The 24,246-nt window shown below is 70.9% G+C and carries 23 protein-coding genes; 16 read left to right on the top strand and 7 right to left on the bottom strand.

Features of this window, described 5'->3' with window-relative positions; all coding sequences use genetic code 11:
• Positions 1 to 38 precede the first annotated feature (38 nt).
• The gene (gene metH, locus N798_RS10715) at positions 39 to 3,785 is read right to left on the bottom strand and encodes a methionine synthase (RefSeq protein WP_229708429.1); all 3,747 of its coding nucleotides are present in this window, start codon (positions 3,783 to 3,785) and stop codon (positions 39 to 41) included.
• 116 nt (positions 3,786 to 3,901) lie between these two features.
• On the opposite strand from metH, the gene N798_RS10710 reads away from it, so the two are divergent.
• The 3 genes from N798_RS10710 to arc are packed head-to-tail and all read left to right on the top strand — an operon-like array spanning position 3,902 to position 7,713.
• Positions 3,902 to 5,002 carry a site-2 protease family protein gene (locus tag N798_RS10710; protein WP_035948339.1) on the top strand — a complete coding sequence of 367 codons (1,101 nt, stop codon included), beginning with the start codon at positions 3,902 to 3,904 and terminating at the stop codon, positions 5,000 to 5,002.
• An 11-nt stretch (positions 5,003 to 5,013) separates the two neighbouring features.
• A complete protein-coding gene (locus N798_RS10705) occupies positions 5,014 to 6,015 on the top strand; it encodes a tRNA (adenine-N1)-methyltransferase (RefSeq protein WP_035948337.1) in 1,002 nt (333 codons plus the stop codon).
• A gap of 33 nt (positions 6,016 to 6,048) precedes the next feature.
• Positions 6,049 to 7,713, top strand: coding sequence for a proteasome ATPase (gene arc, locus N798_RS10700; protein WP_035948334.1), 1,665 nt, complete (start codon positions 6,049 to 6,051; stop codon positions 7,711 to 7,713).
• Between the two features lie 130 nt (positions 7,714 to 7,843).
• Here the strand turns inward: arc and N798_RS10695 are convergent, their stop codons facing one another.
• Genes N798_RS10695 through N798_RS10685 form a run of 3 tightly spaced genes read right to left on the bottom strand, consistent with a single transcriptional unit; the run spans position 7,844 to position 10,172 of the window.
• The gene (locus N798_RS10695) at positions 7,844 to 8,191 is read right to left on the bottom strand and encodes a DUF3054 domain-containing protein (RefSeq protein WP_035948331.1); all 348 of its coding nucleotides are present in this window, start codon (positions 8,189 to 8,191) and stop codon (positions 7,844 to 7,846) included.
• Between the two features lies 1 nt (position 8,192).
• A complete protein-coding gene (locus N798_RS10690) occupies positions 8,193 to 9,182 on the bottom strand; it encodes a ribose-phosphate diphosphokinase (protein WP_035948329.1) in 990 nt (329 codons plus the stop codon).
• Positions 9,183 to 9,203: 21 nt separating this feature from the next.
• Positions 9,204 to 10,172, bottom strand: a complete 969-nt coding sequence (locus tag N798_RS10685) for an alpha/beta hydrolase (RefSeq protein WP_035948327.1) — start codon at positions 10,170 to 10,172, stop codon at positions 9,204 to 9,206.
• 68 nt (positions 10,173 to 10,240) lie between these two features.
• Here N798_RS10685 and dop point away from each other — a divergent pair, with 68 nt between their 5' ends.
• Genes dop through prcA form a run of 4 tightly spaced genes read left to right on the top strand, consistent with a single transcriptional unit; the run spans position 10,241 to position 13,653 of the window.
• Positions 10,241 to 11,767 (top strand): depupylase/deamidase Dop, encoded by a 1,527-nt coding sequence (dop, locus tag N798_RS10680; protein WP_035948325.1) that lies wholly within the window; start codon positions 10,241 to 10,243, stop codon positions 11,765 to 11,767.
• 52 nt (positions 11,768 to 11,819) lie between these two features.
• Positions 11,820 to 12,008 (top strand): ubiquitin-like protein Pup, encoded by a 189-nt coding sequence (locus tag N798_RS10675; protein WP_035948323.1) that lies wholly within the window; start codon positions 11,820 to 11,822, stop codon positions 12,006 to 12,008.
• Complete coding sequence (gene prcB, locus N798_RS10670; RefSeq protein ID WP_035948322.1) at positions 12,005 to 12,847, top strand: proteasome subunit beta; 843 nt, start codon at positions 12,005 to 12,007, stop codon at positions 12,845 to 12,847. The genes N798_RS10675 and prcB overlap by 4 nt, the downstream gene beginning before the upstream one ends.
• Entirely contained in the window at positions 12,844 to 13,653 is an 810-nt protein-coding gene (gene prcA, locus N798_RS10665; RefSeq protein WP_035948320.1) for a proteasome subunit alpha, read from the top strand. The genes prcB and prcA overlap by 4 nt, the downstream gene beginning before the upstream one ends.
• 68 nt (positions 13,654 to 13,721) lie before the next feature.
• Here the strand turns inward: prcA and N798_RS10660 are convergent, their stop codons facing one another.
• Positions 13,722 to 14,426 (bottom strand): dienelactone hydrolase family protein, encoded by a 705-nt coding sequence (locus N798_RS10660; RefSeq protein ID WP_035948318.1) that lies wholly within the window; start codon positions 14,424 to 14,426, stop codon positions 13,722 to 13,724.
• A 131-nt stretch (positions 14,427 to 14,557) separates the two neighbouring features.
• The gene (locus tag N798_RS10655) at positions 14,558 to 15,193 is read right to left on the bottom strand and encodes a peroxiredoxin (protein ID WP_035948315.1); all 636 of its coding nucleotides are present in this window, start codon (positions 15,191 to 15,193) and stop codon (positions 14,558 to 14,560) included.
• Positions 15,194 to 15,339: 146 nt separating this feature from the next.
• On the opposite strand from N798_RS10655, the gene pafA reads away from it, so the two are divergent.
• The 3 genes from pafA to N798_RS10640 all read left to right on the top strand — a co-directional run bounded on the left by pafA (position 15,340) and on the right by N798_RS10640 (position 18,170).
• Positions 15,340 to 16,701 (top strand): Pup--protein ligase, encoded by a 1,362-nt coding sequence (gene pafA, locus N798_RS10650; RefSeq protein WP_035948313.1) that lies wholly within the window; start codon positions 15,340 to 15,342, stop codon positions 16,699 to 16,701.
• 59 nt (positions 16,702 to 16,760) lie between these two features.
• Complete coding sequence (locus N798_RS10645) at positions 16,761 to 17,708, top strand: FKBP-type peptidyl-prolyl cis-trans isomerase (protein WP_035948311.1); 948 nt, start codon at positions 16,761 to 16,763, stop codon at positions 17,706 to 17,708.
• A gap of 75 nt (positions 17,709 to 17,783) precedes the next feature.
• Complete coding sequence (locus N798_RS10640; protein ID WP_035948310.1) at positions 17,784 to 18,170, top strand: FKBP-type peptidyl-prolyl cis-trans isomerase; 387 nt, start codon at positions 17,784 to 17,786, stop codon at positions 18,168 to 18,170.
• Here N798_RS10640 and N798_RS10635 read toward each other — a convergent pair.
• Positions 18,157 to 19,260, bottom strand: coding sequence for a DUF3866 family protein (locus N798_RS10635; protein WP_371870439.1), 1,104 nt, complete (start codon positions 19,258 to 19,260; stop codon positions 18,157 to 18,159). The two genes, N798_RS10640 and N798_RS10635, sit on opposite strands and share 14 nt — an antisense overlap.
• A 32-nt stretch (positions 19,261 to 19,292) precedes the next feature.
• Between N798_RS10635 and N798_RS10630 the strand changes: the two genes are divergently transcribed.
• From N798_RS10630 to N798_RS10605, 6 genes are all read left to right on the top strand, one after another.
• On the top strand, positions 19,293 to 20,282 hold the full coding sequence (locus N798_RS10630; RefSeq protein ID WP_035948308.1) for a helix-turn-helix transcriptional regulator: 990 nt from the start codon (positions 19,293 to 19,295) through the stop codon (positions 20,280 to 20,282).
• A complete protein-coding gene (locus tag N798_RS10625; protein ID WP_035948307.1) occupies positions 20,282 to 21,250 on the top strand; it encodes a helix-turn-helix transcriptional regulator in 969 nt (322 codons plus the stop codon). Before N798_RS10630 ends, N798_RS10625 begins: the two co-directional genes overlap by 1 nt.
• Positions 21,251 to 21,279: 29 nt before the next feature.
• Positions 21,280 to 21,579 (top strand): Sec-independent protein translocase subunit TatA, encoded by a 300-nt coding sequence (gene tatA, locus N798_RS10620; RefSeq protein ID WP_035948306.1) that lies wholly within the window; start codon positions 21,280 to 21,282, stop codon positions 21,577 to 21,579.
• Between the two features lie 83 nt (positions 21,580 to 21,662).
• On the top strand, positions 21,663 to 22,436 hold the full coding sequence (tatC, locus tag N798_RS10615) for a twin-arginine translocase subunit TatC (RefSeq protein ID WP_035948304.1): 774 nt from the start codon (positions 21,663 to 21,665) through the stop codon (positions 22,434 to 22,436).
• Entirely contained in the window at positions 22,433 to 23,329 is an 897-nt protein-coding gene (locus N798_RS10610) for a diacylglycerol/lipid kinase family protein (RefSeq protein ID WP_035948303.1), read from the top strand. Before tatC ends, N798_RS10610 begins: the two co-directional genes overlap by 4 nt.
• A gap of 9 nt (positions 23,330 to 23,338) precedes the next feature.
• Positions 23,339 to 24,246: DEAD/DEAH box helicase (locus N798_RS10605; RefSeq protein ID WP_035948301.1), on the top strand; the 908-nt coding region annotated here is incomplete at its 3' end.

The raw sequence follows: 24,246 nt of genomic DNA, 5'->3' as shown, positions 1-24,246 counted from the left end.
CCCCGGCGAGGTGCCGGGACGGCATACGAGCGCCTGTGTCAGTCCTCGGGCTGGTAGCCGAGGTTCGGCGCGAGCCAGCGCTCTGCCTCGGCCAGGCTCCAGCCCTTGCGCTCGGCGTAGTCCTCGACCTGGTCGCGACCGAGGCGGCCGACGACGAAGTACTGGCTCTGCGGGTGGGCGAAGTACCAGCCGCTCACCGAGGCGCCCGGCGTCATCGCCATCGACTCGGTGAGGTCCATGCCGACCCGTTCGCGCGCCTGGAGCAGCGAGAAGATCGTCTCCTTCTCGGTGTGGTCCGGGCAGGCGGGGTAGCCGGGGGCGGGACGGATGCCGGTGTACTTCTCGGCGATGAGCTCCTCGTTGGTGAGGTGCTCGGCGCCCGCGTGGCCCCAGAGCTCACGGCGGACCCGCTCGTGCATCCGCTCGGCGAACGCCTCGGCGAGCCGGTCGGCGAGCGCCTCGAGGAGGATCGCGCTGTAGTCGTCGAGCTCCTCCTTGAACGCCATGATGCGGTCGTGGGCGCCGAGGCCGGCCGTGACGGCGAAGGCGCCGACGTGGTCGCGGATGCCGGTCTCCTTGGGCGCGACGAAGTCGGACAGGCACCGGTTGGGCACGCCCTCGCGGTGCTGGCCCTGCTGGCGCAGACCGTAGATCGTCGTGAGCACGGTCTCGCGCGACTCGTCGGCGTAGACCTCGATGTCGTCGCCGACGGCGTTGGCCGGGAAGAGGCCGACGACCCCGCTGGCGGTGAGCCACCTGCCCTCGATGATCCGGTCGAGCATCGCGTTGGCGTCGTCGAAGAGACGGCGGGCGGCCTCACCGGTGGCCGGGTTCGACAGGATGTCGGGGTAGCGCCCCTTCATCTCCCACGTCTGGAAGAACGGCGTCCAGTCGATGTAGCGACGCAGCTCCTCGATCGAGTAGTCGGCGAAGACGCGCGTGAACTGCGCCGCCGCCCGGTGCCAGTGCGTGTCGGTGCGGCCCGACCACACGTCCTTGCTCTGCTGCGCCAGGAGGTGGGGTCGGAACGGCCGGTATGCCGTCCAGTCGACGGGGGTGCGCGCCTTGCGGGCGGCGTCGATGGAGACGAGGGGACGCTCCGTGCCCTTGGCCGCGTGCCGCGCCCGCATCGAGTCGTAGTCGGCCTTGACGGTGGCCAGGTAGGGCTCGCGCTGGGCGTCGGAGAGCAGCTGGCTCACGACGGTCACCGAGCGTGAGGCGTCCTTGACCCACACGACGGGCCCGGCGTACTGGCCGTCCACCTTGACCGCGGTGTGCGCACGCGACGTCGTGGCGCCGCCGATGAGCAGCGGGATGTCGAACCCCTGGCGCTCCATCTCACCGGCCACGCGCACCATCTCGTCGAGCGAGGGGGTGATGAGCCCGGAGAGGCCGATGACGTCGGCGCCCTTCTCCTTGGCCGTGTCGAGGATCTTCTGGGCCGGGACCATGACGCCGAGGTCGATGACGTCGTAGTTGTTGCACTGGAGGACGACCCCGACGATGTTCTTGCCGATGTCGTGGACGTCGCCCTTCACGGTGGCCATGACGATGAGGCCCTTGCTGTTCTGCGTGGCGACGCCGGACTTCTGCTTCTCCGCCTCGATGTAGGGGATGAGGTGGGCGACGGCCTTCTTCATGACGCGGGCCGACTTCACGACCTGCGGGAGGAACATCTTGCCGGCGCCGAAGAGGTCGCCGACGACACCCATCCCGTCCATGAGCGGACCCTCGATGACCTCGATGGGCTTGCCGCCTGCGGCCTCGATCTCCTGCCGGAGCTCCTCGGTGTCGTCGACGACGAAGTCGTCGATGCCCTTGACGAGGGAGTGCGTGATCCGGTCGCGCACCGGCTGGCCCCGCCACTCCGACTGGGCCACCTCAGGAGCGGCCTCGCCGGCGGTGTTGAACCGGTCGGCGATCTCGAGGAGCCGCTCGGTGGAGTCGGGTCGGCGGTTGAGGACGACGTCCTCGATCCGCTCGCGCAGCTCGGGGTCGACCTCGTCGAGGACGACGAGCGCCCCCGCGTTGACGATCCCCATGTCCATGCCGGCGGCGATGGCGTGGTAGAGGAAGACGGCGTGGATCGCCTCGCGGACAGGGTTGTTGCCGCGGAAGGAGAACGACACGTTGGACACGCCACCGGAGACGAGCGCGCCCGGCAGGTTCTGCTTGATCCACCGGGTCGCCTCGATGAAGTCGGTGCCGTATGCCGCGTGCTCCTCGATGCCCGTCGCCACCGCGAAGATGTTGGGGTCGAAGATGATGTCGTGCGGGTCCATGCCGACCTCCTGGGTCAGCAGGTCGTAGGCGCGCTGGCAGATCTCCTTGCGGCGCTCGAGCGAGTCGGCCTGACCCTCCTCGTCGAAGGCCATGACGACGACGGCCGCGCCGTACTTGCGGCAGAGGCGGGCCTGCTCGAGGAAGGGCTCGACGCCCTCCTTCATCGAGATCGAGTTGACGATCGCCTTGCCCTGCGAGCACTTGAGGCCGGTCTCGATGACCTCCCACTTGCTCGAGTCGATCATGAGCGGCACGCGGCAGATGTCGGGCTCGCTCGCGACGAGCTTGACGAAGCGGTCCATCGCGGCGACGCCGTCGATCATCCCCTCGTCCATGTTGATGTCGATGACCTGGGCGCCGGCCTCGACCTGCTGGCGGGCGACGGACAGGGCGGTGGGGTAGTCCTCCTCCTTGATGAGGCGGCGGAACCGTGCCGAGCCGGTGATGTTGGTGCGCTCGCCGACGTTGACGAAGAGCGAGTCCTCCTCGACGGTGAGCGGCTCGAGGCCGCTCAGCCGCAGCGCACCGGGCACCTCGGCGGGGGTGCGGGGCGTGCCCTTGGAGGCCGCGTCGGCGATGGCGCCGATGTGCTCGGGCGTCGTGCCGCAGCAGCCACCGAGGATGTTGACGAGGCCGCTCGACGCGAACTCGCCGACCACGGAGGACATCTGGTCGGGGGTCTCGTCGTACTCACCGAACGCGTTGGGCAGGCCGGCGTTGGGGTAGGCCGACACGAAGCAGTCGGCGATCCGAGACAGCTCGGCGATGTAGGGGCGCAGCTCGTCGGCGCCCAGGGCGCAGTTGAGCCCGACGACGAGCGGCCGGGCGTGGCGCACCGAGTTCCAGAACGCCTCGGTGACCTGGCCGGAGAGGGTGCGGCCCGACGCGTCGGTGATCGTGCCGGAGATGAGGACCGGCCAGCGACGGCCCAGCTCGTCGAAGAGGGTCTCGAGGGCGAAGATCGCCGCCTTGGCGTTGAGGGTGTCGAAGATCGTCTCGACGAGCAGGGCGTCGGCGCCGCCGTCGACGAGTCCGCGTGCCTGCTCGAGGTAGGCCTCGACGAGCTCGTCGAAGGTGATGTTGCGGGCGCCCGGGTCGTTGACGTCGGGCGAGATCGACGCGGTGCGCGTCGTCGGGCCGAGCGCGCCCATGACCCAGCGCGGACGGCCGGTCTCCTCGGCGACGGCGTCACAGGCCCGGCGAGCCAGGCGCGCCGCCGCGACGTTGATCTCGTAGGCGAGGTCGGCCATGTCGTAGTCCGCCAGCGAGATGCGCTGGGCGTTGAAGGTGTTCGTCTCGACGAGGTCGGCCCCGGCGTCGAGGTAGGCGCGGTGGATGCCCTCGATGATGCCGGGGTTGGTGAGGCTCAGCAGGTCGTTGTTGCCCCGGAGGTCGCTGGGCCAGTCGGCGAACCGCTCACCCCGGTAGTCCTCCTCGGACAGTCCCTCACGCTGGATCATCGTGCCCATCGCGCCGTCGAGGACGAGCACGCGCTCCTTCATCGCCGCCGAGAGGTCCGCCGTCGCGTCAGGACGGTGGTCGGTCGCGGTGTCGGAGGAAGTCGTCACGGAGGTGCTCACCCGGTCGAGTATGCCGCCGCACGTATAGGGTCGCGCCCATGGCCGCCCCCCGTGAGACACGTTCCTCGGGTCTGGTCATCGCCCGGGTGGGTGGCGTTCCCGTCGAGATCGGCGCCAGCTGGCTCCTCCTCGCCGCCTTCATCACCTTCCTCGTCGGCTCCGGGGCCCCTGAGCTGGGCGCCCTCGCCTACGTCGTCGGCATCGCGTATGCCGTCTCGCTCCTCGTCTCCGTGCTCGTCCACGAGGGCGCGCACGCGGCGACGGCGGTGGCCGTGGGGCTGCCGGTCCACCGGGTGAAGGCGGACCTCTGGGGTGGGCACACGGCATACGACCCTCGCCTGTCGACACCCGGGAAGGCGGCGCTCATCGCGGTCGTCGGACCGCTCGCCAACCTCGCGCTCGGCGCGGTGGCGTGGGTCGCGTCGCTCGCGATGACGTCCGAGGTGCCGGAGCGCGTGCTCTTCGGGGTCGCGTTCGTCAACGTGCTGCTCGCGGTCTTCAACCTGCTGCCGGGGCTGCCGCTCGACGGCGGACAGCTCGTCGACGCCCTCGTGTGGCGGCTCACCGGTCGCCGGGAGAAGGGCCTCATCGCGGCCGGGTGGACCGGGCGCGCCGTCACCGTGGGTGTGGTGCTGTGGTTCGTCGTGCGGCCGCTGCTCGCGGGGCAGCAGCCGTCGTTCACGCAGGTCGTGTGGATGGCGCTCATCGGCTTCTTCATGTGGCAAGGGGCCACGGCCGCGATCCGCACGGGTCAGGCCCGGCAGATGCTCGCGCGCGGCACCGTCGCGCAGGTCGTCATGGCGCTGCCGGTGCTGCGCCCCGAGGACCCGCTCGCCGCGGCAGCCGCGACCGCCGGCCAGGCCGTCGTCGTCGACGCGACCGGACGCCCGACGGCCCTCGTGTGGGCACAGGACGCGGCGTCGGTGCCGCGCGAGCGGTGGTCGACGACACCCGTGTCGGCGCTCGCGAGGGTGCAGCCCGAGGGCTGGGTCGCGCACACCCGGAGCGGCGACGACCTCACGGCCGTCGTCACCGCGATCCAGGAGGCACAGAGCACGGTCGTCGTCGCGGTCGAGGACGGACGGGTGCTCGGCGTCGTCAGCGTCGAGGCGGTCAACCGGGTCATCGAGGGCAACTAGACTCCCGCCTCATGAGTGCGACCGGTGCCGACCTTCGACGTGGACCCTTTGCCGAAGGTGAGCGGGTGCAGCTCACGGACGCCAAGGGCCGCCTCCACACCATCACCCTCGCGCCGGGCAAGCAGTTCCACACCCACCGCGGCTACCTCCAGCACGACGACCTCATCGGCGCCCCCGACGGCTCGACGGTGACGAACACGGCCGGGTTCGAGTACCTCGCGCTGCGGCCACTGCTCGCCGACTACGTCATGTCGATGCCGCGCGGTGCCGCGGTCGTCTACCCCAAGGACGCGGGCCAGATCGTCACCATGGCCGACATCTTCCCGGGGGCCGTCGTGGTCGAGGCCGGCGTGGGCTCGGGCGCCCTGTCGATGTCGCTGCTGCGCGCGGTGGGTGAGACGGGGCGGGTGCACTCGTTCGAGCGGCGCGAGGACTTCGCCGACATCGCCAGGGCCAACGCCCGCGCCTACTTCGGCGAGGACCACCCCGCGTGGACCGTCACCGTCGGCGACCTCGTCGAGGCGCTGCCCGAGCACGTCGAGCCCGGCACCGTCGACCGCGTCGTCCTCGACATGCTCGCGCCGTGGGACTGCCTCGAGGTCGTCGGCCGTGCGCTCGCCCCCGGTGGCGTGCTCATCTGCTACGTCGCGACCGCCACCCAGCTGTCCAAGGTCGCCGAGGCCATGCGCGACGCAGGGGAGTGGACCGAGCCGTCGGCGTGGGAGTCGCTCGTGCGCGGCTGGCACCTCGAGGGCCTCGCCGTCCGCCCCCAGCACCGCATGCACGGCCACACGGGCTTCCTCATCACGACCCGTCGACTGGCACCGGGCGTCACCCCGCCCCTGCGCAAGCGCCGGCCCGGCAAGGGCTACGAGGGGTCCGAGGACGCCGACGGCACGACGACCGAGACCATCCCCGGCGCGACCGCCGAGGAGTGGACGCCCGAGGCCATCGGAGAACGTGTCCCGTCCGACAAGCGAGTCAGGAAGGTTCGGCGCAGCGTCACGGGTTAGCGTGGAGGTGCACGCCGAGCCGAGGAGGCCACGATGACCGAGTTCACCCCTCCGTCCGACCGCGACGCCACGCGCCGCCTCGAGGGACAGGTCGCCGACCTGCGCTCCCAGGTCAACACCGTCTCGGCCCAGAACGAACGCCTCGTCCGCACGCTGCGTGACGCCCGCGAGCAGATCGTCACCCTCAAGTCCGAGGTCGACCGGCTCGGCCAGCCCCCGTCGGGCTACGGCGTCGTCGTCGAGACCTTCGACGACAAGACCGTCGACGTCCTCACCGGCGGACGCAAGATGCACGTGGCCGTGAGCCCCACCATCGAGCCCGGCGAGATCGAGGTCGGCCGCGAGGTCATGCTCAACGAGGCGATGAACGTCGTCGCCGTGCACGGCTACGAGCGCGCCGGCGAGGTCGTCCTGCTCAAGGAGATCCTCGACGACGACCGTGTCCTCGTCCTGTCGCGTGCCGACGAGGAGCGGGTATGCCGGGTGGCCGCCTCCCTGGGCGACGTCAAGCTCCGCGTCGGTGACGCGCTGCTCCTCGAGCCGCGCAGTGCCTTCGTCTACGAGCAGATCCCCAAGGCCGAGGTCGCCGACCTCGTCCTCGAGGAGGTGCCCGACATCGCCTACGACGACATCGGCGGCCTGGGCAGCCAGATCGAGCTCATCCGCGACGCCGTCGAGCTGCCCTACCTGCACCCGGACCTCTTCACCGAGCACCACCTCAAGCCGCCGAAGGGCGTGCTCCTCTATGGCCCTCCCGGCTGTGGCAAGACGATGATCGCCAAGGCGGTCGCCGCGTCGCTGTCGCGCAAGATCGCCGAGAAGGAGGGTCGCGACCCCGGCGCGAGCTACTTCCTCAACATCAAGGGCCCGGAGCTGCTCAACAAGTACGTCGGCGAGACCGAGCGTCACATCCGCGTCATCTTCCAACGGGCGCGGGAGAAGTCGTCCGAGGGCTTCCCGGTCGTCGTCTTCTTCGACGAGATGGACTCGTTGTTCCGGACCCGTGGGTCCGGCGTCTCGAGCGACGTCGAGACGACGATCGTCCCCCAGCTGCTCAGCGAGATCGACGGCGTCGAGGGGCTCGAGAACGTCATCGTCATCGGCGCGAGCAACCGCGAGGACATGATCGACCCGGCGATCCTGCGACCCGGCCGGCTCGACGTGAAGATCAAGATCGAGCGGCCCGACGCGCAGAGCGCGACCGAGATCTTCAGCAAGTACCTCACCGCCGACCTGCCGCTGCACGCCGACGACCTCGCCGAGAACGGCGGCTCCCCGGAGGCGACCGTCGAGGCGATGACCCACGCCGTCGTCACGCGGATGTACACCGAGGACGAGGAGAACGAGTTCCTCGAGGTGACGTACGCCGGCGGCGACAAGGAGGTCCTCTACTTCAAGGACTTCAACAGCGGCGCGATGATCCAGAACATCGTCGACCGGGCCAAGAAGATGGCCATCAAGGACTTCCTCACGACCGGTCAGCGCGGCCTGCGGGTCGACCACCTCCTCCAGAGCGTCGTCGACGAGTTCAAGGAGAACGAGGACCTGCCCAACACGACGAACCCGGACGACTGGGCGCGCATCTCCGGCAAGAAGGGGGAGCGGATCGTCTACATCCGCACCCTCATCAAGACCAAGGAGGGCAACGAGCCCGGCCGCTCCATCTCCACCATCGCCAACACCGGCCAGTACCTCTAGGCAGGCCGCCCGCACCAGCGGCGCCGCCCGCACCTCCACCGCTCAGGTGGAGGATCGCCGGGGTCATGGTCCCTGCGATCCTCCACTCGAGCGTGGGCGCGACCGCATGGCGCGTGTTGAGCTCCTCGGTCTAGGCGAGCCAGCGGGTGAGGAGGCGCCAGCCGATGATCGTCGCGGTGAGGAAGAGGGTGGCGACGACGACGAACGACGGCGCGGTGCCCGCCGCGGCGAGCCTGCGCAGCAGCATCCCGATGACGACGGTTGCGGCGACGACGATCGCGCCGAACTGCCACGAGCGCGGCGAGGCGTCGAGGGCGAGCGAGGCGAGCAGCCAGCCCGCCGCCGTGCCGCAGAGGAACGGCGCCGCGGTCTCGAGCACGCCACCGAGCGTGATGCCGGAAGCGTGCGAGCGACGCCCGACGAGCGCGAAGACGAGGACGGCGAGCAGGTCGAGCAGGGGTGCGACCAGACGCGACACGTCAGCTCCCGACCCGGTCGAAGAGCGAGCCCTGCGGAGGTGCGTGCGTCGGGTCGACGCCGTCGAAGAGGATGCTCACGGACTCGCCCTCGTGGATCCGGGTGATCGCCTCGGCGAAGAGGCCGGAGACGGTGCGCACCTGGAGCTCGGGCCAGCCGCCGGGGGCGGGCACGGTGTCCGTGGTGACGACTTGGCTCACCATCGGGTGGTTGCGCAGCCGCTCGACGGCACGACCGGCGAAGAGCCCGTGCGTGCACGCCACCGCCGCCTCGGTCACTCCGAAGTCGGCCAGCCGGTCGAGCAGCTCGACGATGGACCCGCCCGTGGCGATCTCGTCGTCGAGCACGATGGCCCGCTTGCCACGGACGTCGCCGACGATCGAGTCGATGACGACCTTGTCGTCGCTCTCGCGCTTCTTGCTGCCGGCGGCGACAGGGAGGCCGAGCAGCCGCGAGAACTGGGTCGCCTCCTTGGCGTTGCCGAGGTCGGGGGAGACGACGACCGAGTCGGTGAGGTCGGTGCCGCGGAAGTGGTCGGCGAGCACCCCGAGCGCGGTGAGGTGGTCGACCGGCACCGAGAAGAAGCCGTGGACCTGGGGCGCGTGGAGGTTCATCGTCAGCACCCGGTGGGCGCCGGCGGTCGAGATGAGGTCGGCGACGAGCCGGCCACCGAGCGAGATGCGCGAGGCATCCTTCTTGTCCGACCGGGCGTAGGCGAAGTGCGGGATGACCGCCGTGATCTGGGCCGCCGATGCACCCCGGGCCGCGTCGATCATGAGGAGCAGCTCCATGAGGTGCTCCTGCGTGGGCGGCACGAGCGGCTGGACGATGTAGACGTCGCGCTGGCGGCAGTTCGCGAGGAGCTGCGCCTGGAGGCAGTCGTTGCTGAACCGCTTGATGTCGCTGGGCGAGAGTGGCACCCCGAGCTGGTCGCAGATCGCCGAGGCGAGGGCCGGGTGCGCGCTACCGGAGAAGACGACGATCTCTCGCATGGTGCGACCCTAGGCCACAGGTCAGGTCAGGTGGCGCCGCAGTTCGCTGACGAGCTCCCAACGGTGCTGGGCACCCGCCGCAGCGGCCCCAGGGAAGCTCGCGAACCCGTGCGGGACCCGCAGGTAGTTCGTGAGACGCACGTCCACGCCCGCGTCACGCAGCGCGACGGCATACCGGGTCCCGTCGTCCCGGATCGGGTCGAGGTCCGCGGTCTGGATGAGCGCGGGCGGGAGGCCCTCGAGAGGACCGAAGAGCGGTGACAGCAGCGGGTTCTCGTAGTCACCGCCGGGGCAGTAGTGGTCGCGGAACGCGAGGATGGAGTCACGGGTGAGGATGGGAGCGTTCGCGTGCTCGTCGATCGACGGCGACGCCATCGTGAGGTCTGTCGCCGGATAGAGCAGAGCCTGGTGCCGGATCCACTCGGCACCGCTGGAGGAGACGACCTGCGCGACGACGGCCGCGAGGTTGCCGCCCGCCGAGTCGCCGGCGACGGCGAGCCGGTGCGCGTCGGCCCGGAGCACGTCGGACTGGGCGGCCACCCACGTCGTCGCGTCGACGGCGTCGTGCACCGCCGTCGGCGCCGGGTGCTCGGGGGCGAGGCGGTAGTCGACGCTGACGACGACGGCGCCGACCTCGGACGCGAGGTGGGTGCAGATCGGGTCGTAGTTGACGACGTTGCCGAGCACCCAGCCACCGCCGTGGAACCACACGATGACGGGCACGTCGTCCTGGGCGTCGCGGATCGCGCGGGGCCGGTAGATCCGCAGCGGGATCTCGTAGCCGTCGCGCGCCGGCGCCGTCCCGAAGGTGATCCCGACGGCCGGGTCGGCGACGCCGGTCACCCACGAGTGCGGGGGCTTCGTCGGGTAGGTCGCGCCGCGTGCCTCGTGGCGCTGCTCCTCGGTCATCTCCTCGACGGGCACCCGCATCCGGTCGATGAGGGCGACTGTCGCGGTGGTGAGCGGGGACATCCCGCGGTACGAGCGCATGCCGGGAGTATGCCGTGGTCATGGTTGGCTTGGCTCATGTCGAGATCCGGTGTCGCTGGGATGGGTTCATGACGGTCCGACGGGTCATGGGCATCGAGACCGAGTACGGCATCTCCGTCCCCGGTGCACCCGGCGCCAACCCGATGGTTCTCTCCGGCGACGTCGTGACGACGTATGCCGCGAGCCGGGGCATCCGCCCCGCGCAGGCCTCGTGGGACTACGCGGACGAGGCGCCGCTGCGCGACGCCCGCGGGTTCGACATGGGACGCGGGGCGGCGCACCCGAGCCAGCTCACCGACGTCGAGGACCCGACGATGGCCAACGTCGTCCTCACCAACGGCGCCCGCCTCTACGTCGACCACGCCCACCCGGAGTACTCCTCGCCCGAGGTGACGACACCGCGCGACGCCGTCGTCTGGGACAAGGCCGGCGAGCTCGTCATGCGCGAGGCCGTGCAGCGGCTCGCCACGGTCCCGCCCGGGGTCAACCTCTACAAGAACAACACCGACGGCAAGGGTGCGTCCTACGGCACCCACGAGAACTACCTCATGTCGCGGCGCACGCCGTTCGCGCGGATCATCTCCCAGCTCACGCCGTTCTTCGTCGTGCGCCAGGTGATGTGCGGCTCGGGGCGCGTCGGCATCGGCGTCGACTCGCGGACGCCCGGCTACCAGCTCGCCCAGCGCAGCGACTTCTTCGAGACCGAGGTCGGGCTCGAGACGACGCTCAAGCGGCCCATCATCAACACCCGCGACGAGCCGCACGCCGTCGCCGACCTCTACCGCCGCCTCCACGTCATCCTCGGCGACGCCAACCACTGCGACGTCGCCAACCTGCTCAAGATGGGCTCGACCTCGCTCGTGCTCGCGATGATCGAGGACGACGCCTTCACCCAGGACCTGTCGGTGCTCGCCCCGGTGCGCACGCTCCAGGCGGTGAGCCATGACCCGACGCTGCAGTCGACGATCGACCTCGCCGACGGGCGCTCGATCCGGCCCGTCGAGCTGCTCCGGACCTACTTCGAGCTCACCTCCGCCTATGTCGAGCAGAAGTGGGGGAGCGACGTCGACGCCGAGACCACCGAGGTCCTCACGTGGTGGGACCGCGTCCTCACGGCGCTCGAGGGCGACCCGATGGATGCCCGCCGGTGGGTCGACTGGGTCGCCAAGCTGGCGGTCCTCGAGGGCTACCGGGAGCGCGACTCGCTGGGCTGGGGCGACCCTCGCCTCCGGGCCGTCGACATCCAGTGGTCCGACGTGCGCGCCGACCGCGGCCTCGCGCACCGGCTCGCCGCCACCGGCCGGGTCGAGGTGCTCGTCCCCGAGGAGGAGGCCGCCGCCGCCATGGACCGCGCACCCGAGGACACGCGCGCCTGGTTCCGGGGCGAGTGCCTGCGCCGGTTCCCGGACTCGGTCGTGGCAGCGTCGTGGGACTCGGTCGTCGTCGAGGTCCCGGGGGAGCGGTCGCTGCAGCGGATCCCCATCCTCGAGCCCCTGCGTGGGACGCGCGCCGCGGTGGGCGACCTCATCGAGGGAGCGCCCGACATCCGGTCACTGCTCGCGTCGCTCGCCGTCGCCGACGGACCCTCCGACTAGGCTCGGAGGCACAGGCACCCGCGAGGTGCGGCGGCGACACGAGGAGGACCCGATGGCCGGCCAGGAACAGATCAAGCCCGGGCGACGCGACGACGGTCCGGACGACGCCCCCGAGCCCGCGGCCCCGCAGGCCCAGGTCGCCGACACCGACATCGACGACATCCTCGACGAGATCGACGGCGTGCTCGAGACCAACGCCGAGGAGTTCGTGCGCGGGTTCGTCCAGAAGGGCGGCCAGTGACCCCGGTGCCCGACGGCGGCCGTCTCCCCGCGGCATACCTCCGCACCGGTTCGTCGTCGTTCACGGACTTCGTCGCCGAGCACGAGCCGAGCCTCATCCCCTCACGGCGCGGCCTGCCGCCGGGAGCGACGATCGACGCGCCCCACGGGACGACGATCGTCACGCTGACCTTCGACGGCGGCGTGCTCATGGCCGGTGACCGCCGGGCGACGATGGGCAACATCATCGCCAACCGCGACATGGAGAAGGTCTTCGCGACCGACGAGTTCTCGGTCGTCGGCATCGCCGGCACGGCGGGGCTCGCGATCGAGCTCGTCCGCCTCTTCCAGGTCGAGCTCGAGCACTACGAGAAGATCGAGGGCACGCTCATGTCCCTCGAGGGCAAGGCCAACCGGCTCGCCTCGATGATCCGGGGCAACCTCGGGATGGCGATGCAGGGGCTCAGCGTCGTGCCGGTCTTCGCCGGCTACGACCATCAGTCGTCGCTGGGCCGGATCTTCAGCTACGACGTCACGGGCGGCTGCTACGAGGAGCACGACCACCACAGCGTCGGCTCGGGCTCGCTCTTCGCCCGCGGCGCGATGAAGAAGCTCTACCGCCCCGGTATGGGCCCCGACGAGGCGCTTCGCGTGGCGGTCGAGGCCCTGTGGGACGCGGCGGACGACGACTCCGCCACGGGCGGCCCCGACGTCGGCAGGCGCATCTGGCCGACGGTCGCGCTCGTCACCGCCGAGGGCGCGCGCTTCGTCGCCGACGACGCGGTCGCTCCCGTCGTCGACGCGATCATCGAGCACCGCCGGGGCAACGCCGGCGGCCGCCGCGACGGGAGTGCGTCATGACAGCCGGTATGCCGTTCTACGTCTCGCCCGAGCAGCTCATGAAGGACCGGGCGGACTTCGCTCGCAAGGGCATCGCTCGCGGCCGCTCGGTTCTCGTCCTCGGCTACGACCACGGCATCGCCTTCGTCGCCGAGAACCCCTCGCGCAGCCTGCACAAGATCGGCGAGATCTACGACCGCATCGCCTTCGCGGCGGTCGGCAAGTACAACGAGTTCGAGAACCTTCGGGTCGCCGGCGTCCGCTACGCCGACCTGCGCGGCTACTCCTACGACCGCAGCGACGTCACCGCCCGGGGTCTCGCCAACGCCTACGCGCAGACGCTCGGCACGGTCTTCACCCAGGAGTCCAAGCCCTACGAGGTCGAGATCGTCGTGGCCGAGGTCGGCCGTGACGCGGAGAGCGACCAGATCTACCGCCTCACCTACGACGGCTCGGTCGCCGACGAGCACGGGCTCGTCGCGATGGGCGGTGCGTCGGACCAGATCGAGGAGCGGCTCACCGAGCAGTGGCAGCCCGGTCTCACACTCGCCGAGGCGCTCCGGCTCGCCGTCGACGGGCTCGCGCACGACCCGGCGGGCGGGCCCGACCGCGAGCTCGGCCCCGACCAGCTCGAGGTCGCCGTGCTCGACCGCACGCGCACCCGCCGGACCTTCCGCAGGATCAACGGCGACCTGCTCGGCCAGCTGCTCTCCGACGACGACCCCACCGACGACGTGCCACCGGTCGACCACGACACCCCGCGGCAGGCCGCGAGCAACCCGCAGACCCAGCGCCACGGGGACGAGCCCACGCCCGACGCCGACTGACCCGACGCCGACTGACGAAACGCCGATAGCCCCGACGCCGACTGAACCGTCGGCGTCGGGGCTCCGGGTCAGCGCCTGGTCGCGGGGGCCTCCACGGGCAGGTGCGACTCCAACCAGCGGGTCGTCTCCTCCCACGCCGTCGCCGAGGCCTCGGCGTGGTGGAACATCGGCGACGGGTTGTCGAACGCGTGGTCGCCGCCCGGGTGCACACGCACCGTCACGTCGTCGTGCCCCTCGGTGACGGCGCGCTCGATGTCGCGGACCGTGGCGAGCGGCAGGTAGGCGTCGCTGTCGCCGAAGTGGTGCAGGCTCGGCGTCGTGACGTCCGGCGCCAGCCCCAGGAGGTTGGGCAGCGCCGAGCCGTAGTAGCTCACGAGCGCGTCGGGCGCGGGCCGGGCCACCGCGGCGACGTTGAAGGCCATCCCGCCGCCGAAGCAGAAGCCAAGGACGCCCACCCCGCCCTCGACGGACGGGTGCTCGCGCAGCGCGGCGACGGCTGCGACTCCGTCCTCGACCGCCTGCTGCCAGTCGAGCTCCTCGAGCAGCGCCATCGCGCGGGGCAGACCGTCACCGCCCTCCTCGACGACCGGGTCGCCGAGCCGTCCGTAGAGGTGCGGGACGAGGACGACGTAGCCGAGGTCGGCGAGGTCCTGCGCCCGCGAGCGGATGTAGTCGGTGACGCCGAAGATCTCCTGGAAGAGCACGATGCCCGGTCCGGTGCCGGACTCGGGCAGGAGCAGGTCTGCGGGGACGTCGAGGCTGATGTCGTTCATGGACACCAACGTATGCCGTGTGGTCCCGTCCACCGGGACCACACGGCATACGTCTCTGTTGCTCGACTTCTGGCCCGGATGCGCCAGCTCGCTGGCGCTCGCTGTCGCATCCGGGCAAGAAGTCGAGGGCTTCAGGCGGAGGGTGCGGCGGCGTAGCGGAGGTAGGGCTTGACCTCCTCGACGTCCGCGAACCGCTCACGGGCCTCGACCGTGGAGACGGTCGGGGCGACGATGACGCGCTCACCCTGCTTCCAGTCGGCCGGCGTCGAGAAGGGTCCGGCGTCGTTGACCTGCAGGGCGTCCAGTGCGCGGAGCACCTCGTCGAAGTTGCGGCCGGCGCTCTTCGGGTAGGTGAGGGTGAGCCGGACCTTGCCCTTGGGGTCGATGAGGAAGACCGAGCGGACGCTCGAGGTGTCGCCCTCGCCCGGGTGGATCATGTCGTAGAGCTCGGCCACCTTGCGGTCCTTGTCGGCGACGATGGGGTAGGTCACGGCCGAGCCACCGACCTCCTCGATGTCCTTCTTCCACGCCTCGTGGTCGTCGATGGCGTCGACCGAGACGGCGAGCACCTTGGCGTTGCGGTCGGCCCACTCGTCCTTGAGCGCGGCGACGCGGCCGAGCTCGGTCGTGCACACGGGCGTGAAGTCGGCCGGGTGGCTGAAGAGGACGGCCCAGCCGTCGCCCTTCCAGTCGTGGAAGCTGATCTCCCCCTCGGTCGTCTCGGCGGTGAAGTCCGGGGCGGTGTCGCCGAGTCGCAGCGTGGCCATGTGGGGTCCTCTCATCGATAACACAGCGTTGTCGAAAATCAAACATGCCGTTAGGGGCCGAATGCTGGTACCGCCGTCCCGGATGCTGGACCGGACACGGCGCCGACCCGCCTTCGCACGAGACCCGCCGAGACTAGGGTGACGTCATGGAGCGACGGATCTTCGGGATCGAGAACGAGTACGGCATCACCGCCTCGTCCGAGGGCCAGCGCACACTCACGCCCGACGAGGTCGCCCGTTACCTCTTCCGCAAGGTCGTCGCCTGGGGTCGCTCGAGCAACGTCTTCCTCGCCAACGGCTCGCGGCTCTACCTCGACGTCGGCAGCCACCCGGAGTACGCCACCGCCGAGTGCGACTCGCTGCGCCAGCTCGTCGCGCACGACCGGGCGGGGGAGCGGGTCGTCGAGGGGCTCGTCGCCGACGCCCAGGCCCGGCTGCGCGAGGACGGCGTCACCGGCGAGATCTACGTCTTCAAGAACAACACCGACTCCGCCGGCAACTCCTACGGCTGCCACGAGAACTACCTCGTCGGGCGCGGCGGCGACTTCCAGGTGTTCTCCGACACCCTGCTGCCGTTCCTCATCAGCCGCCAGATTACGTGCGGCGCAGGCAAGCTCGTACGCACCTCGAAGGGCGTGGAGTATGCCGTGAGCCAGCGGGCGGACCACATCTGGGAGGGCGTCTCGTCGGCGACGACGCGCAGCCGGCCGATCATCAACACCCGCGACGAGCCGCACGCCGACGCCGAGCAGTACCGGCGCCTCCACGTCATCGTCGGCGACTCCAACATGAGCGAGACGACGACGATGCTCAAGGTCGGGTCGTGCGACCTCGTGCTCCGGATGATCGAGGACGGCGTCGTCATGCGCGACCTCACCCTCGAGAACCCCATCCGGGCGATCCGCGAGATCAGCCACGACATGACGGGGCGGCGGCTCGTCCGTCTCGCCAACGGCCGGGAGCTCAGCGCCCTCGACCTGCAGCGCGAGTACCTCGCCGCCGCGACGGCATACGTCGAGCGCGAGGGCGCACGCGACCCCGACCACAAGACGGTCCTCGACCTGTGGGAGCGCACGCTGGACGCCATCGAGACCGGCAACCACGCGGCCGTCGACACCGAGATCGACTGGATGATCAAGTACCGCCTGCTCGACGACTACGCCACGAGGCACGGCCTCGACCTCGAGCACCCGCGGCTCGCACAGATCGACCTCGCCTACCACGACATCACCCGACACCGCGGGCTCTTCTACCTGCTCCAGGCGCGGGGGAGGGCGGCTCGCGCCGTCACCGACCCCGAGGTCTTCGAGGCCAAGGTCCGGCCACCGCAGACGACCCGGGCCAAGCTGCGTGGCGACTTCATCCGCGCGGCGCAGGAGCACCGGCGCGACTTCACCGTCGACTGGGTCCACCTCAAGCTCAACGACCAGGCCCAGCGCACCGTCCTGTGCAAGGACCCGTTCCGCAACGAGGACCCCCGGGTGGAGCGGCTCATCTCAGGGATGTGACAGGTCGTGTGGTTATGGTGGGGCGATCCCACCCCCTGTTCGATCCGAGGTACTTCGCTGTGTCCCGCGCACGCTTCACCCCCTTCGTCGCTGCCCTGACCCTGGGCGCCGTCGCCCTCGTCGGCTGCGGCGAGTCCACCGGCTCCGGCGACTCCGAGGCCGGGTCCGGCCCGCTCGCCCAGGTCAAGGTCGAGGGCTCCGACCCTGCCAAGGAGCCGACCGTCACGATCGCCCCCAAGCCGCTCAAGCTCACCGGTGAGACCAAGCGCGTCGTCACCGAGGGCCAGGGCCAGGCCGCAGCGAAGACCGACATGGTCTCGATCAAGGCCCAGATCGTCAACGGCACCGACGGCAAGGTCGTCACGAGCACGTGGAAGGAGGGGCAGACGCTCGGCATCGACCTCACCGACCAGCAGATGCTGCCGCTCTTCACCACCCAGCTCCCCGGCTCCAAGCCCGGTTCGCGCCTGCTCATCGGCGCCCCGACCTCGGACGTCTACGGCCCGCAGGGCAACACCAACCTCGGCCTCAAGGCCGAGGACCCGATCCTCTTCGTCGTCGACGTCGTCAAGGTGTCGACGCCCCTCAAGGAGGCCGAGGGCGCGGCCGTCGCGCCCAAGGCCGGCCTGCCGACCGTGAAGATGAACCCGGGCAAGGCCGCCACGATCACGATGCCCAAGACCACCCCACCGACGGCACTGGTCAACCAGCCACTCGTCACCGGCAAGGGCGACAAGGTGGCCAAGGGCCAGACGATCAAGGTCGCCTATACCGGCGCCCTGTGGCGCGACGGCAAGGTCTTCGACTCCAACGCGACGGGCTACCCGACCGCCATCGGCGTCGGCGCCGTCGTCCCCGGCTGGGACAAGGCCATCGTCGGCCAGACCGTCGGCAGCCGCCTGCTCCTCGTCGTCCCGCCCGCCGACGGCTACGGCGCCCAGGGCCAGGGCGAGATCAAGGGCACCGACACCATGGTCTTCGTCGTCGACATCCTCGGCGCCGTCTGACCCGCTGCACCGCACCACCGCTGCACCGCACCACCGCTGCACCCATCCGAGCCACCCTTCGCGAAAGGACCCCTCATGGGCTTCGACCCCAACACCACCAAGCCGGAGATCGACTTCCCGGGCGACGAGGCTCCCACCGAGCTCGTCATCGAGGACATCACCGTCGGTGACGGCGCCGAGGCCACGGTCGGCTCGACCGTCTCGGCCCACTACGTCGGTGTCGCCCACTCGACCGGCGAGGAGTTCGACGCCTCGTGGAACCGCGGCGAGCCGCTCGACTTCCGCCTCGGCGTCGGTCAGGTCATCCGTGGCTGGGACGAGGGCATCGTCGGGATGAAGGAGGGCGGCCGTCGCCGCCTGCTCATCCCGAGCGACCTCGCCTACGGCGAGCGCGGCGCCGGCGCCGTCATCAAGCCCGGCGAGAGCCTCATCTTCGTCGTGGACCTCGTCAGCGTGCGCTGACCCGCTGCGCCGCGCACACCCCGGCGACGGCGCTGACGACGAAGGCGGCGAGGTCCTCCTCGAGGCCCCGACCCATCGTCGACAGCCGGACCGGGGACGAGCGCAGCGCCTCCAGCAGGCCCTCCGTGCCGACCTCGACGACCTCGAGGTCGGCACGGCTGCGTTCGGCGAGCGTCGCCGCCTGCGAGCGCACGAGCGCGGCCAGCTCGCCCCCGCCTGCCGGGACCGGCACGACCGCCGGGGAGAAGAGCGCATCCCCGTATGCCGTCGTGCTGTGGTGCGAGATCCCGCGGTGCCTCGGTCTTGGGTCGGCTCCCGAGACGCGGAGTGCGGCGACGGGAGTGCCCCCGAGGGCCGTCGTCGCGTGGAGCGCGTCTGCGGCGGCGACACCGGAGTAGCCCCAGCGCGTGCCGGTGCCGACGTTGCCCGGCCCCTGGGTGACGACCGTGACGTCGGCGCCCGCGACGTGCTTGGCGGCGAGCAGCCCGCTGTGCAGCGAGACCGCCTCGTGGTCACCGCCGAAGGCCTGCCCGACGGTGATCGTCGAGGTGAGCCACCCCGCCTCCTTGAGCCCGGCGACCGCGCGCGAGAAGGCGAGGGGGAGGGCACCACCGTCGGTCATGACGTAGGCGACCCTCGCGTCGGGGTCGACCGTGCGCACGCCTGCGATGACGGCGGGCAGGGACGAGTGGAGATCCGCGACGACGACGGGCATGCCCTCGACCGACTCGGCGTCACGCAGGACGTGGTGGTGCGGGCTGTCCTGCTCGTCGACGGCGAGGAACATCTGCTGCTGTGGGGTGTAGCGGGCCTTGACGATGTGGCCGGGGGAGTCGGGGGCGTCGGCCGGCAGCCGGTCGGGCACGGCGACGACGAAGGCGAGCCCACCGGTACCGAGCCCCTTGAGCAGCGCCGAGGCGTTGAGGACGACTCGGTCGCCCACCTCGGGCCGGCCCACCATCGCCGTGTAGGCGAGGGCGCGCACCTCGGTCGGTGCGTCGGCGGCGGGAGCGAGCGTCACGGCATACTCGACGGCTCCGGGCCACTCACGGATCTGTCGGACGACCACGCCCTCGCGCCACTGCATCACGGGAGGCAGGGTATCGACTACCGTCGGACATCATGAGTGCAGCGCAGGGGCCCGCGGCCAAGACCGAGCGGCTGCTCAACCTCGTGCTCGTCCTCCTCTACACGCGACGCCCGCTCGCCAAGGCCCAGATCCGTGGCCTCGTGCCGCAGTACGGCGAGACCGCGTCGACCGAGGCCTTCGACCGGATGTTCGAGCGCGACAAGGACGAGCTCCGAGCGCTGGGCGTCCCGCTCGTCACCGAGGAGATCGACGTCCTGCACGAGGACGAGCCGGGCTACCGCATCCACCAGCGCGACTACGCCCTGCCCGACATCGAGTTCGAGCCCGACGAGCTCGCGGTCCTCGGTCTCGCGAGCCGGAGCTGGGCGCAGGCCTCGATGGCCGGCCCCGCGGCCCAGGCGCTGCGCAAGCTGCGCGCCGCCGGTGTCGAGCGCGACGACGCCGCCCTCATCGGCATCGAGCCGCGCCTGCGCACGACCGAGCCGGCCTTCGACGCCGTCAAGGACGCCGTGCTCAGCCGGACTCCGATCACCTTCGGCTACCGGCGACCCGAGCGGGCGGAGGCGCAGGTGCGCACCGTCCAGCCGTGGTCCCTCGTCCAGTGGCACGGTCGCTGGTATCTCGCCGGCCACGACCTCGACCGCGACGACACCCGGGTCTTCCGACTCTCGCGCATCGACGGCACGGTCCGCACCGCGGGCCGTGCGGGTTCGTTCGACGTCCCCGACGGCTTCGAGGCCCGGGTCCTCGTCGAGAGCTCGGCGCCGCGCGGCGACGCCCGAGTGGCGCGCCTGCTCGTGCGCCCCGGCGCGGGCCACAGCCTGCGTCGCCGCGCGACGTCGACGACCGAGACCGACGGCGGCTGGTCCGAGCTCACCCTCGACTTCCACGACGTCGACGGCTTCGCCGCCGAGGTGACCGGCCACGGCGACGACGTCCAGGTCGTCGAGCCGGAGGAGCTCGCCGAGCGCGTACGCAGCCAGCTGCGGGCCGTGCTCGCCGTCCACGAGGCAGGTGCGTGATGGCAGCGGAGACGGCGACCAACCGGCTCACCCGGCTCCTCACGATGGTGCCGTGGCTCGTCAACCGCCAGGGCATCGAGCTCGAGGAGGCGGCGGCCGGGCTCGGCGTGAGCGTCGAGCAGCTCGAGTCCGACCTCAACCTGCTCTTCCTCTGCGGCTACGGCCAGATGCCGGACGAGCTCATCGAGGCCGACTGGGAGGGCGGCCGGGTCTTCGTCGGCAACGCCGACACGATCTCGCGCCCGTTGCGGCTCGGGGTGGACGAGGCGGTGACCCTCATCGTCGGTCTGCGCACCCTCCTCGACGTGCCCGGCCTCACCGAGCGCGACGCGATCGAGCGGGCCCTGGCCAAGCTCGAGGCCGCGGCGGGCGCTGCCGCCGAGCCCGCGTCGCGGGTCTCGGTCGACCTCACCGACGCCGTGGACGCGGGCGTGCTGGCGCGCGCCCGCGAGGGGGTCGAAAGGCACCGCCGCCTCCACCTCACCTACCACGTGCCCGGACGCGACGAGTCGACCGAGCGCGACGTCGACCCGATGCGGGTCATCGCCGCCGAGGGCCACTGGTACCTCGAGGGCTGGTGCCACCGTGCCGTCGGCGTCCGGATGTTCCGGCTCGACCGGGTCGAGGCCCTCGACCTCCTCGACGAGGACGGCACGCCGCCCGAGGGCGCGGCCCCGCGCGAGCTCGGCGAGAGCATCTTCAGCCCCACCGAGTCCGACCTCCTCGTCTCCCTGCGCCTCCAGCCGGGCGCGTTGTGGGTGAGCGACTACTACCCCGTCGAGTCCGCGACCGACGAGCCCGACGGCTCGCGCACGATCACGTTGCGCACCGCCGACACGGCCTGGCTCGAGCGGCTCGTCCTCCGCATGGGCGGCCACGTGCTCGTCACCTCACCGGAGGATCTCAGGGAGCGCATCGCCGCGAGGGCCTCGGCAGCCCTGGCTCCACAGACCCACGACGTAGACTGACAGCGACCCTCACCGGAAGAAGGCAACTCATGTTTGGTGGCCGACTCGGCGCCCCCGAGATCATCATCATCGCGGTCCTGCTCATCGTGATCTTCGGCTGGAAGCGCCTGCCCGACGCGGCGCGCAGCCTCGGACGCTCGGCCCGCGTCTTCAAGTCCGAGGTCGACGAGATGAAGAACGACGGCAAGGACAAGAAGTCCGAGACCGTCCCCGGCGAGACCGTGCACCGCGAGGCCGATGTCGACGCGGCGCGGCGCACCTCCGCCGTGGACGAGAACGCGCCGCGGACCGACAACACGTCCGGGCCCACCTCCGGCACCACCGCCTGACCCGCCCACCCCACATGGCCCGAGTTGCAAGACCCGGTCGCCCTCGGCTGCCCCGACGGCGCCGGCGCGACCCCGAGGGCAGGATGTCGCTGGGCGACCACCTGCGCGAGTTCCGGCGACGGCTCTTCATCGCCGCCGCGGCCCTCATCGCATGCTCGGTCGTCGGGTGGTACCTCTTCGACATCATCTACGAGCACCTCACCCGCCCCATCGCGACGATTGCCGAGCAGCGGGGTGAGGGGTCGCTCATCGACCTCAACTACGCCGGACTCACGGCCGCCTTCTCGCAGCGCCTCAGCCTGGCCATCTGGGCGGGGACGATCATGTCGGCGCCCATGTGGCTCTGGCAGGCGTGGGCCTTCATCGTCCCCGGGCTGACGAAGAAGGAGAAGCGGATCTCGCTGATGTTCATCGCGGCGATCGTCCCGCTCTTCCTCGGCGGCTGCTGGTTCGGCTACGTCACCCTGCCCAAGGCGGTCGAGATCCTCCTCGGGTTCACGCCCGAGGGAGCGGCCAACCTGCCCGAGGCGGCGCTCTACTTCTCCTTCGTCACACGCTTCATCCTCGTCTTCGGGATCGCCTTCCTCTTCCCGGTCGTCCTCGTCGCGCTCAACGTCGCCAAGGTCCTGCCCTCACACGTCATGCTCAAGGGCTGGCGCCCGGCGGTGGTGCTCATCGTGCTCTTCGCCGCGATCGCGACGCCGACGCCTGACCCCTACACGATGCTCCTGCTGGCGACCCCGCTCGTCGTCCTCTACTTCGTCGCCTACGGCATCGCGCGCCTGCTCGACCGGCGCCGTGAGCAGGAGCGGCCCGACTGGCTGCAGACGTCGGACGACGAGGCCTCGACGCTGTGAGCGCGCACCTGCGCGTCGGCCTCGTCATCAACCCGACGGCCGGCAAGAACACCGGCGCCCGGATCGGGAGGGAGGCCGCGTCGCTGCTCGCCGCCGCCGGTCACGAGGTCGTCGACCTCTCGGCCATGGACGGCGCGCACGCCGTCGAGCGTGCCCGGGCCGCCATCGAGGCCCGGTCGGTCGACGTCCTCGTCGTGGCCGGTGGCGACGGCATGGTCCACCTGGGCGTCAACCTCGTCGCCGGCACGGACGTGCCGCTGGGCATCATCGCCGCGGGCACGGGCAACGACAACGCCCGTGAGCTGGGACTGCCGGTGCGGGACGCCGCCAAGGCGGTCGAGCGGATCACCCGCGGCGCGACCAGGCGCATCGACGCGGTCCGCGTCCTCGACCCGCACGGCAACCCGCGCTGGTTCGTGGGCGTCCTCGCCGCCGGCTTCGACGCCGTCGTCAACGAGCGGGCCAACGGGTGGCGCTGGCCCAAGGGCCAGATGCGCTACAACCTCGCCATCGCGCGCGAGCTCGGCGTCTTCAGGCCGATTCCCTACGTCGTCGAGATCGACGGCACCCGGCACGAGACCAAGGCGATGCTGGTCGCGGTCGCCAACGGGCCGGCATACGGAGGGGGCATGAAGGTCGTCCCGAGCGCGTCCTACGACGACGGGATGATCGACGTCCTCATCCTCCACGAGGTGTCGATCCCCACGCTGCTCAAGGTCTTCCCCAAGGTCTTCAAGGGCGCGCACGTCGACCATCCGGCCGTCGAGATCCTGACCGGCCGTCATGTGCGGCTCGAGGCGAAGGGCATCGTCTCCTACGCCGACGGCGAGCGGTTCGAACCGCTGCCGATCGAGTGCGAGGTCGTCCCCGGAGCAGTGACCGTCCTGACGTAGCCTGACCGCATGAGCGAGCCCACTGCGGAGCCGTCCTCGCACCTCGCGACCTTCGTCGCCTCCCAGGGCTTCGACCTCGACGAGTTCCAGCTCGAGGGGTGTCGTGCCGTCGAGGCAGGACAGGGGGTCCTCGTCGCGGCACCGACGGGGGCCGGCAAGACGATCGTCGGCGAGTTCGCCGTCCACCTCGCGCTGGCGACGGGACGCAAGGCGTTCTACACGACGCCCATCAAGGCGCTGTCGAACCAGAAGTACCACGACCTCGTCGCCGTCCACGGACCCGACAAGGTCGGCCTCCTCACGGGCGACGCGTCGGTCAACGGTGAGGCTCCCGTCGTCGTCATGACGACCGAGGTGCTCCGCAACATGGTGTATGCCGGCTCGTCCACCCTCCGAGGACTCGGCTTCGTCGTCATGGACGAGGTTCACTACCTCGCGGACCGCTTCCGCGGCGCCGTCTGGGAGGAGGTCATCATCCACCTGCCCGAGTCGGTGCAGGTCGTCTCGCTGTCGGCGACGGTGAGCAACGCCGAGGAGTTCGGCGACTGGCTCGCCGAGGTGCGCGGCAACCATGCGGTGGTCGTCTCGGAGCACCGGCCGGTGCCGCTCTGGCAGCACATGCTCGTCGGCACCTCGATGTTCGACCTCTTCGTCGACGAGACCGCCGAGCCTCGCGAGGACGGGTCGACGCCACGGGTCAACCCCGAGCTCGTCCAGGCGATCCGCGGCGCCGAGCAGCGCCGCGCCGACGACGGCTGGGTGCGGGGGAGCACCCGCCACCTCGACAGCGGCCGTGGGGACGTCGGGCGGGAGCGTGGCCGCGGTCCCGGGCGAGGACCCGGCGGTCAGGGACGCGGGAGGTCCGGACGCGACCAGGGGCGTCGGGGCGGATCCGGCGGGTTCGCGGGGCACGGTGG

Origin of the sequence: Knoellia flava TL1, from assembly GCF_000768675.1 — a bacterium.
Lineage (GTDB): Bacteria > Actinomycetota > Actinomycetes > Actinomycetales > Dermatophilaceae > Knoellia > Knoellia flava.
The sequence above is the reverse complement of the archived record's forward strand: the minus strand, read 5'-3'. Positions and strand labels throughout refer to the sequence as shown.

Bases quoted from the DNA above. Each gene is read 5' to 3' on its own strand.
- metH (WP_229708429.1), bottom strand. From the start codon at position 3,785: ATGAAGGAGCGCGTGCTCGTCCTCGACGGCGCGATGGGCACGATGATC.
- N798_RS10710 (WP_035948339.1), top strand. From the start codon at position 3,902: ATGGCCGCCCCCCGTGAGACACGTTCCTCGGGTCTGGTCATCGCCCGG.
- N798_RS10705 (WP_035948337.1), top strand. From the start codon at position 5,014: ATGAGTGCGACCGGTGCCGACCTTCGACGTGGACCCTTTGCCGAAGGT.
- arc (WP_035948334.1), top strand. From the start codon at position 6,049: ATGACCGAGTTCACCCCTCCGTCCGACCGCGACGCCACGCGCCGCCTC.
- N798_RS10690 (WP_035948329.1), bottom strand. From the start codon at position 9,182: ATGCGAGAGATCGTCGTCTTCTCCGGTAGCGCGCACCCGGCCCTCGCC.
- N798_RS10685 (WP_035948327.1), bottom strand. From the start codon at position 10,172: ATGCGCTCGTACCGCGGGATGTCCCCGCTCACCACCGCGACAGTCGCC.
- dop (WP_035948325.1), top strand. From the start codon at position 10,241: ATGACGGTCCGACGGGTCATGGGCATCGAGACCGAGTACGGCATCTCC.
- N798_RS10675 (WP_035948323.1), top strand. From the start codon at position 11,820: ATGGCCGGCCAGGAACAGATCAAGCCCGGGCGACGCGACGACGGTCCG.
- prcA (WP_035948320.1), top strand. From the start codon at position 12,844: ATGACAGCCGGTATGCCGTTCTACGTCTCGCCCGAGCAGCTCATGAAG.
- N798_RS10660 (WP_035948318.1), bottom strand. From the start codon at position 14,426: ATGAACGACATCAGCCTCGACGTCCCCGCAGACCTGCTCCTGCCCGAG.
- N798_RS10655 (WP_035948315.1), bottom strand. From the start codon at position 15,193: ATGGCCACGCTGCGACTCGGCGACACCGCCCCGGACTTCACCGCCGAG.
- pafA (WP_035948313.1), top strand. From the start codon at position 15,340: ATGGAGCGACGGATCTTCGGGATCGAGAACGAGTACGGCATCACCGCC.
- N798_RS10640 (WP_035948310.1), top strand. From the start codon at position 17,784: ATGGGCTTCGACCCCAACACCACCAAGCCGGAGATCGACTTCCCGGGC.
- N798_RS10630 (WP_035948308.1), top strand. From the start codon at position 19,293: ATGAGTGCAGCGCAGGGGCCCGCGGCCAAGACCGAGCGGCTGCTCAAC.
- N798_RS10625 (WP_035948307.1), top strand. From the start codon at position 20,282: ATGGCAGCGGAGACGGCGACCAACCGGCTCACCCGGCTCCTCACGATG.
- tatA (WP_035948306.1), top strand. From the start codon at position 21,280: ATGTTTGGTGGCCGACTCGGCGCCCCCGAGATCATCATCATCGCGGTC.
- tatC (WP_035948304.1), top strand. From the start codon at position 21,663: ATGTCGCTGGGCGACCACCTGCGCGAGTTCCGGCGACGGCTCTTCATC.